The sequence below is a fragment of the Actinoallomurus acaciae genome (assembly GCF_042429965.1).
Lineage (GTDB): Bacteria > Actinomycetota > Actinomycetes > Streptosporangiales > Streptosporangiaceae > Actinoallomurus > Actinoallomurus acaciae.
In genome coordinates, this window is record NZ_JBHLZP010000413.1 from 1 (window position 1) to 7,218 (window position 7,218).

Annotated in this window: 10 protein-coding genes; 1 reads left to right on the plus strand and 9 read right to left on the minus strand. The window is 71.0% G+C overall.

The window, feature by feature from the left end; genetic code table 11:
• Positions 1 to 195: 195 nt before the first annotated feature.
• The 9 genes from ACFFNX_RS36670 to ACFFNX_RS36710 all read right to left on the minus strand — a co-directional run bounded on the left by ACFFNX_RS36670 (position 196) and on the right by ACFFNX_RS36710 (position 6,675).
• A complete protein-coding gene (locus tag ACFFNX_RS36670; RefSeq protein ID WP_378210593.1) occupies positions 196 to 612 on the minus strand; it encodes a pilus assembly protein TadG-related protein in 417 nt (138 codons plus the stop codon).
• Positions 609 to 995: a TadE family protein gene (locus tag ACFFNX_RS36675; protein WP_378210595.1), complete on the minus strand. Its 387-nt coding sequence runs from the start codon at positions 993 to 995 to the stop codon at positions 609 to 611. Before ACFFNX_RS36675 ends, ACFFNX_RS36670 begins: the two co-directional genes overlap by 4 nt.
• Positions 996 to 1,018: 23 nt before the next feature.
• The gene (locus ACFFNX_RS36680; protein ID WP_378210597.1) at positions 1,019 to 1,468 is read right to left on the minus strand and encodes a TadE/TadG family type IV pilus assembly protein; all 450 of its coding nucleotides are present in this window, start codon (positions 1,466 to 1,468) and stop codon (positions 1,019 to 1,021) included.
• Positions 1,469 to 1,597: 129 nt separating this feature from the next.
• Positions 1,598 to 1,816, minus strand: a complete 219-nt coding sequence (locus ACFFNX_RS36685) for a hypothetical protein (RefSeq protein WP_378210599.1) — start codon at positions 1,814 to 1,816, stop codon at positions 1,598 to 1,600.
• A 61-nt stretch (positions 1,817 to 1,877) separates the two neighbouring features.
• Positions 1,878 to 2,792, minus strand: a complete 915-nt coding sequence (locus ACFFNX_RS36690; RefSeq protein ID WP_378210602.1) for a type II secretion system F family protein — start codon at positions 2,790 to 2,792, stop codon at positions 1,878 to 1,880.
• On the minus strand, positions 2,789 to 3,778 hold the full coding sequence (locus tag ACFFNX_RS36695) for a type II secretion system F family protein (protein ID WP_378210604.1): 990 nt from the start codon (positions 3,776 to 3,778) through the stop codon (positions 2,789 to 2,791). The genes ACFFNX_RS36690 and ACFFNX_RS36695 overlap by 4 nt, the downstream gene beginning before the upstream one ends.
• Positions 3,775 to 5,076, minus strand: a complete 1,302-nt coding sequence (locus ACFFNX_RS36700; protein ID WP_378210606.1) for a TadA family conjugal transfer-associated ATPase — start codon at positions 5,074 to 5,076, stop codon at positions 3,775 to 3,777. The genes ACFFNX_RS36695 and ACFFNX_RS36700 overlap by 4 nt, the downstream gene beginning before the upstream one ends.
• Complete coding sequence (locus ACFFNX_RS36705; protein WP_378210608.1) at positions 5,057 to 5,869, minus strand: hypothetical protein; 813 nt, start codon at positions 5,867 to 5,869, stop codon at positions 5,057 to 5,059. The genes ACFFNX_RS36700 and ACFFNX_RS36705 overlap by 20 nt, the downstream gene beginning before the upstream one ends.
• Positions 5,869 to 6,675 (minus strand): CpaB family protein, encoded by an 807-nt coding sequence (locus tag ACFFNX_RS36710; RefSeq protein ID WP_378210610.1) that lies wholly within the window; start codon positions 6,673 to 6,675, stop codon positions 5,869 to 5,871. Before ACFFNX_RS36710 ends, ACFFNX_RS36705 begins: the two co-directional genes overlap by 1 nt.
• A 362-nt stretch (positions 6,676 to 7,037) precedes the next feature.
• On the opposite strand from ACFFNX_RS36710, the gene ACFFNX_RS36715 reads away from it, so the two are divergent.
• Positions 7,038 to 7,218, plus strand: a 181-nt coding sequence (locus ACFFNX_RS36715; protein ID WP_378210612.1) for a hypothetical protein, incomplete at its 3' end; no start/stop codon positions are given.

Here is a 7,218-nt window from a genome sequence, read left to right on the forward strand (position 1 = left end):
AGGCCGCGCCCGTCGCGGTGCCATGGCCGGTCCGCCGCCGGGGCCGGGGTCGGGTGTCCGTCACGCACGGCGGGAAGGCCGCCCTCGGACGGGCGGTGGCCGCGTGGGAGGGCCGGCCGGCGAACCGCGAACCTCAACCTGCTCACTCCTCTGGGTAGGACCGGATGGCGAGCCCCGCCGGGCGGGGCCGGAAAGTCAGATCCCCTCCTGTGGATGGGCCGATGCCGCTGAGGACATTGTCATGTCCGAGAAGCCGAAAGCGCTAAGCAGTTGGAACTTCACCCGGATCTGGATGATGACCCGCGCCTCGTCTCCGCCGGAGGTGTCGCACTGGACCGGGCCCGTCACCTCCGGATATTTGCTCGCGAGCAGTCGCGCGCGGCGGCACGGGGCATCGGTGGCCAGAATGCGCGCCTTGCCGGTACGGCGGAGGTAGGCGACGTCGATGTCGTCCGCGGCGGCGCGGGCGGCCTGCTCGGCGATGTCGGCGGCGCGCTGACGGGCGTGGATGGTCAGGCCGCCGTCGACGAGGAGCCCGGCCAGGACCAGTACGAAGACGGCGAAGATCGTCGTGAACAGCGCGACCGTGCCCCGGTCGCCCCGCCCTGTCATTCGATCCTCCGGAACGTGTCGATCGGCGCCGTCGCGGTGCCGGTCATCGTCCGGGAGGGGCGGAAGCCGATGAGCGACAGACCGGTCAGGTCGATGTCGCAGTGGACCACCACCGAGACCTGGCCGCCCTGGCGCCACTGGGAGAAGTCGACCGTGGCATCCGGCAGCCGGCGGCACCACTTGCGTCCGCTGAGCGTCTCGCCGGCGGCGTTCTCCGCGGCCTTGTTCGCGCCCGCGGTCGTACGGGCGAGGGAGGCGGCCCGCGCGGCGTCACGGGCGGCGCCGTCGACCTGGCTCTGCGCCTCGACCACCCGGCCCAGCCCGACCATGACCATCATGAAGGCCACGAGCACCGGCGTCAGCAGCGCCAGCTCGAGCGCCATCGTCCCCGCGTCGCGTCTCTCGGCTATTCGCATTGGTCGAGACCGTTGTCGGGCCGGTAACACTCGACCGGGCCGCTCGAGTGCTCGCTGACATAGAAACGGAAGAACGGCACGACGGGTACGGCGTAACCGCCGACGGTGACTCCGCGCACGTGCTGTCCCACGTTCTCCTCCGGAACCGCGTCCACCTTTGTCAGCAGCTGCGGGCCGATCTTGTTGACGTAATCGATCCCCTCGGACTTCGCCGCCGACCGCCAGTCGCCCGTGCGCTGCTCGCGGGCGACCCGCGCGGCCGCCTGCGCGGCGGCGAGGGCCACGTGCCGGGCGTTGAACACGAGGGCGAACTGGACGACGAACAGAATGACGAGAAGCAGAACCGGCGTCAGCAGGGCGAGTTCGAGCGTGTTCGCGCCCCGATCGCGCCGCCCGCCGGTCGACGCACGGCCGGCCGTACGCTTCCCACCCCCGCGCATTCTTGTCACATCAAATCCTACGAATTAGCGTGAAAAGCTGTCAACCATTTATCACTGGCCGTGATCGGCCGCGTATCGCCGTGCCTTTTCGCGAAAACGGATCGCCCCAGGCGGCCTGACGGCCGCGCGTCAGTTACCGGGGCCGTTGTTCACGTTGATCTTGTTCGCCGCGGTCGTGACGCGCCGGTAGATGACCCAGCCCACGGTTATGGCGATGAGAGCGAGAATTCCGGTGATGATCGCCCACTCGATGGCGGACGCGCCACGGGTCTTGTCGGTCGCCTGACGCAACCGTTGAATTCGCATTTCAACGTGTGACCGGATGTAGGTCACGACGGGGTCGTTCATCGGATTCAGCCACCGCATGATTCACCTCGCAGTAGGGGGAAAGGAACGGACAGGGAACCGGTCATGAGGCGACCACGCGCATCACCGCCGGGTAGGCGAGGAAGACCAGGAAACCGGCGCACAGCAGCAGCTGGGCGACGAGCATGGACTGAGAGCGTTCACCGGCCTTTCCTTCGATGTCGGCGAGCTGCCGGCTGCGCATGCTGGCCGCGCGGGCGGAAAGCGACTGGCGCACCTTCGCCCCGTCGTCGGCCACGAGCGCGAGGGCGGCGGACAGGTCGCGCAGCTCGTCGACGTTGACGTCGTCGCCGAGCCGGCCCAGCGCCTGCCAGGGCGTGATCCCGGTGATCCGGGCGTTCGACAGGGCGTCGCGGACGCGGCGCACGGCCCAGCCGTCGCCGACGTTCGCCGCGGTCATCAGCGCCTCGGGCACGCCACGGCCACCGGCGAGGTTCATCGCGACCAGGTCGAGGAAGGCGCTGACCGCGTGCCGGAAGTCGCGCCGGCGGGAGGCCGCCTCCTGGCGGAGCTGCATGTCCGGCAGCAGGAAGAAGATCAGCGCGAAGAAGAGGCCGAGCCACACCGGCACGGCGACCACGACGTGGAGCCCCAGCACGGCGAAGTAGGCGACGAGGATCGGGATGAACACGATCGCCGCGATCGCGAGCAGGAACTTCGTGGCCAGGAAGGTCTCGAACGATCGGTCCAGCAGCGTCAGGTCCGCGCGTACGGACCGCTGCTGCCAGCCCCGCGCCTCATAGAAGGCGGCCAGCGACCGGCCGAACCGCGCGCGCAGGCCGGTGACCCGCTCGGCCGTGCTCGCGGCGCTCCCGGTCGGCTCGGCCTCCCCGCGTCGGCGCGCGGCGTCGAAGGCGGCGAGCCGCGCCGACAGGCCCGGACGCGGCGGGAAGAGCGCGCGGAACAGCAGGTACGCGCCAAGTCCGAAGAAGGCTCCGGCCAGCAGGGCAGCGGTCATCGGTTGCCTCCTCGCGGACCCGGCACGGTGGGGTTGCCGTTCGCGGGTGTCTGCCCCTGCCAGCGCGCGACGGTCTCGGGCACCTCGCCCGGCACGCCCGGCCTGTCCTGCGCATCCGCCTTGTCGGAGTCGGCCGAGGCCAGGAACCGGTGCGGCGTCTCGTACTTCGCCAGGCGCCGCAGCCAGATGAACCCGACCGCGAAGAGCCCGACCACGACCGCCAGCACGAGCTGTCCGGTGAAGGAGTCATACGTCGCGACGTACGTGCGGTTGACAACGGCGAGCAGCACGGCGGTGCCCACCGAGACCCCGACGACGATCTGCACGCTGCGCCGGGTGGTGCGGCGGTTCGCCTCGACGCGGCGGCGCATGTCGAGCTCGGCGCGTGCGGAGTCGGCAAGTGCGCCCAGCATGTCGCGCAGGCCGGGGCCGCGCAGTCGCGCGTTGAGGATCAGCGCGGCGACGACGAGGTCGGCGGACGCGTCGTCGAGGTCGTCGCCGAACGTCCGCAGCGCGTCCGCGAGCGGCACCCGCGTGTGCAGCCGGTCGACCAGTGCCTGGACCTTCGGGCGCAGCGCCGGCGCCACCGCGCGCAGCGACGACGGGATCGCCTGTTCGAGGCCGACCGCGCCCGCGATGGTGTCGCGCAGCGACTCGGTCCACGCGGCGAGCGCCTCCAGGCGCGCCATCGAGCGGCGTTCTTCTGCCGCGCCGCCGCCGATGCTGTTCCATCCGAGCACGAGCAGCGCCGCGCCGATGCCGGCGACCGGCCACCGCGTGATGATGAGCACGAGGACGCCCGCGACGACCGCCAGCGCCGTACGGGTCGTCAGGGTGCGGATGATCTCCTCACGGCTGCGCGCCGACGGCCGGCCGGGCCGCGGGTGCACACCGCGGATCGCGACGATGAGCAGCATCACGCCACCGCCGATCAGCGCGCCCGCGACGATCGCGAGTGCGAGGCCCCCCGAGAACGCCCCTGTCACCAGACCGCTCCGTGGGACGGGTCGTAGCCGTACGGCACGAGCTCCTGGACGCAGGCGATCGGCGCGGCCGGGCGGGCGCCGCCGTCGGAACCGGGCTCGAAGATCTCGCTGGACAGCACCCGGCCGTCGCAGCCGGTCACCTCGCGGATGCTGGAGACGAACCGGCGCAGCCGCCCGCCCTGCGCGTAGTCGTTGCGCTTCTCGATGAAGACGACGAAGTCGATGGCGCCCGCGATGAGCATGTGCGTCGCCTCGATCGGCAGCCGCTCGTCGGACTGCAGGGCGTACGTCGCGATGCGGTTGAACACCTCCCAGGAGGAGTTCGCGTGGATCGTCGACAGCGAGCCGTCGTTGCCCTGGGTCATCGCGTTGAGCATGGTGACGATCTCGTCGCCGAGCACCTCACCGACGATCACGCGCGAGGGGTTCATGCGCAGCGACCGGCGGACGAGCTCGGCCATCGTGATCGTGCCCTGGCCCTCGGAGTTGGGCAGCCGCTCCTCCAGCGCGACGACGTTGGGGTGCAGCTCGGAGAACTGGTCGAGGCCCAGCTCCAGGGCGCGCTCCACGGTGATGAGCCGCTCGGCGGTCGGGATCTCGTTGGCGATCGCCCGCAGCAGCGTCGTCTTTCCGGCGTTGGTCGCCCCGGCGATCATGATGTTCTTGCGGGCGGCCACCGCGGCGCGCAGGAACAGGCCGATCTCCGTGCTGATCGTGCCGTTGCCGACCAGGTCGGCGAGGAAGACCTTGCCGAGCCGGGCGCGGCGGATCGACAGCGCGGGCCGTACGGTGACGTCCATGACCGCCGAAAGGCGGGACCCGTCGGGCAACCGCAGGTCGAGCTGGGGGTTGGCGGAGTCGAACGGCCGGCTGGACAGACCGCTGTAGGCCGCGAGGATCTGGATGAGCTCGACGAGCTCCTCGTCGGACTCGGCGACCGGCTCGGCCATCACCTCGCGGCCGTCGGCGTAGCCGATGAAGACCCGGTCGCAGCCGTTGACGTCGATGTTCTCGATCTCGGGATCCTCGAGAAGGGGCTGGAGACGGCCGACGCCGAACAGCGCGGCGTGCACGCCCGCGGCGAGCTGCTCCTCTTCTTCGGCGTTCGGCGGACGCCGGCCCGCCGCGATCTCCGTACGTGCGAACTCCTCCAGCACTTGCCCGATGAGAGCGCGCGCGAACTGCCGCTCGTCTTCGGGATTCATCGGGGCGACGCCGTTCGCGGCATCGAGCCGCCGCTGGTCGGCGAGCCGGGCCCCGACGTCCTGGCGAAGGCGCTTAACGAGGCTGTGGTCCACTTGCCACTCCCTGCGCTTCGCGATCATCCCCCGAGGTGGGCGCGACCCGCGCCGCGAGTCCGCCCGCGAGCTGCCGTGCCGAACGGATCAGCAGTGAACGGTCGAGCCGCCCGCCCCACTGGCCCCTCAGCATTCCAGCACCCTTGGGATCCATCGCGAAACCCCCGAGGACGGCGGCGGGCAGTTTCGCGTTGGAAATGATCCGGCCGACCTCGGAAATGGCGGTGCGGTATTCGCTCGGATCGGCGACGACCACGATGCCGACCGGCGGCGCGGAGTGCCCGCCGAGGTCACTCGACAATGAGCTGATGCGTTCACGCAGGTGAGCCACGTGTTCAAGGGTCGCCCGCGTGAACAGCACGATCATTGACGCCTCACGGAGCAGATCGGTCAAGGCCGATCCGGCGCCCAGGCGGCCACAATCGGCCACCACGTCGGCGCCCGGCAGGTTCGCGAACGCCCGGCCCAGCGGGCTCCACAGCCAGGTCAGGCCCTGTGCCTGCTCGGCGCGGGTCAGGCCGACGAGGACGTCGAGCCCGCCCTCCAGCCGCTGCGTGTGCTCCCAGACCTGCTCGGCCCGCAGCCCGCGCCGCGCGGTCGCGGCGAGGCTGAGCATGCCGCGCGCGGGGTTGAGCATGCCTCCGCCCTCGGCGGGCAGGCGATACACCAGGTCGCCGCCGGCCAGGTCGCATTCGGCGAGCAGGACGGGGCGCGGCCAGACGGCCCCCAGTGCGATCGCCGCGGTCGTGACGCCCGGCGCCCCCTTGTCCGCCGCGAGGACGACGAGCCCCATCAGGGGGTGCCCGTCGGCCGGGCGCGCGACGACTCGGGCGGGTTTCCGGACGGCTGGTCCGCGGACGGCTGTGTGGTCGGCTGCTTGGGCGTCGTCTGCCGCGGCGTCTGCGGGGCCTTCTCTCCCGCCGGCAGCAGCGCGACCGCGACGGCGCCGGCCGAGGAGGCCTGGGTCACCGCGGGCGCCTGGTCGACCGGGACGGTCACCGAGACCGAGATCTGGTCGGCCTGGATGTCGTTCTGGCCGGGCTGCACCACGTCGTACACCGTGGCGACCGGGGCGAGCACGGTGCCGCTCTGCGTGCCGCTCTGACCGCCCTGGGAGGACACGGCGTACAGCGCGACGCGGTCGCCCGGCTGGAGGCCGCCCGCGGGCAACTGGCCCGGCTTGAGCGCGAGACCGACCACGACGTTGCCCTTGCCGACCGACGAGTCGGTGCTGATCATGCCGTTGGTGAGGAGCGCGCCCTTCACGAGCGTCACCGTCGCGAAGGTCTGCGTCACCTTGGCCCGGTCGCCCCAGGGGATGTAGTCGAGGCCGCCGGTCGCCGAGACCTGCACCTCCTGGAGCGCCGACGCCGGGATCCGCTGGCCCGCCGCGACCGGCTGGGCGATGCTGATCACCGGGACGCGCTGGCCGCTCACCATCACGAGGTACGCGCTGATCAGCGCACCACCGACGATGAGCAGCACGGCCAGTGCGGCCATGGCCGGCTTGCGCTCCCGCCGGGGAACGGGGATGCGCTGACCGGTGGCCGTCCCGAGTGAGGGACGACCGTCGGTCTTGCGATCACTGCTCGTGGTCACAGGCTCTCCGCCAATTCGGCTGTCCGGGGGCTGATCGCGTTCGACGGGGACGCGGCGAACCATCGTTCCGCCCATAACGCCGCGCGTCAATGTAACGGCGACAGATTGTTTGCGCACCGAGTCCTGCGGCTTGTCAAGTGATCAAGAAACGACTCATCTCGAGCCGCTGTCTCCCATCCTTCCTCCTCTCTATCCTGGTCCGGCACGCTGGGGATGTGGAGGGGTGAATGCGAATCTCGCTCACGGCGCTGACCGATCAAGGTCCCCGTGACGTAGTGGTCAACGGCGATTCCGATATGACGGTCGGAACCGTTGCGCGATCACTTATTGCCACATTGAACGCCGATACCGCCAAGGAACCGATGGCGGAAGTCGTTCGCCTCCCGAGCGCCCGCTGGGTGGCGGATCCGCCGCACCCGCTCTGGGCCGGCGGGCGGATGCTCGACCCCGCGGCCCCGGCGAGCCGGTTCCTCCACGACGGCGCCCTCGTGGCCGTGCACCCCGGCGCCGCGCCCGCCACGGTGCTCCGCGAGCCGACCGGCA

Coding starts and splice junctions, on each gene's coding strand:
- ACFFNX_RS36670 (WP_378210593.1), bottom strand. CDS start 612: ATGACAGGGCGGGGCGACCGGGGCACGGTCGCGCTGTTCACGACGATC.
- ACFFNX_RS36690 (WP_378210602.1), bottom strand. CDS start 2,792: ATGACCGCTGCCCTGCTGGCCGGAGCCTTCTTCGGACTTGGCGCGTAC.
- ACFFNX_RS36675 (WP_378210595.1), bottom strand. CDS start 995: ATGGCGCTCGAGCTGGCGCTGCTGACGCCGGTGCTCGTGGCCTTCATG.
- ACFFNX_RS36680 (WP_378210597.1), bottom strand. CDS start 1,468: ATGCGCGGGGGTGGGAAGCGTACGGCCGGCCGTGCGTCGACCGGCGGG.
- ACFFNX_RS36705 (WP_378210608.1), bottom strand. CDS start 5,869: ATGGGGCTCGTCGTCCTCGCGGCGGACAAGGGGGCGCCGGGCGTCACG.
- ACFFNX_RS36685 (WP_378210599.1), bottom strand. CDS start 1,816: ATGAACGACCCCGTCGTGACCTACATCCGGTCACACGTTGAAATGCGA.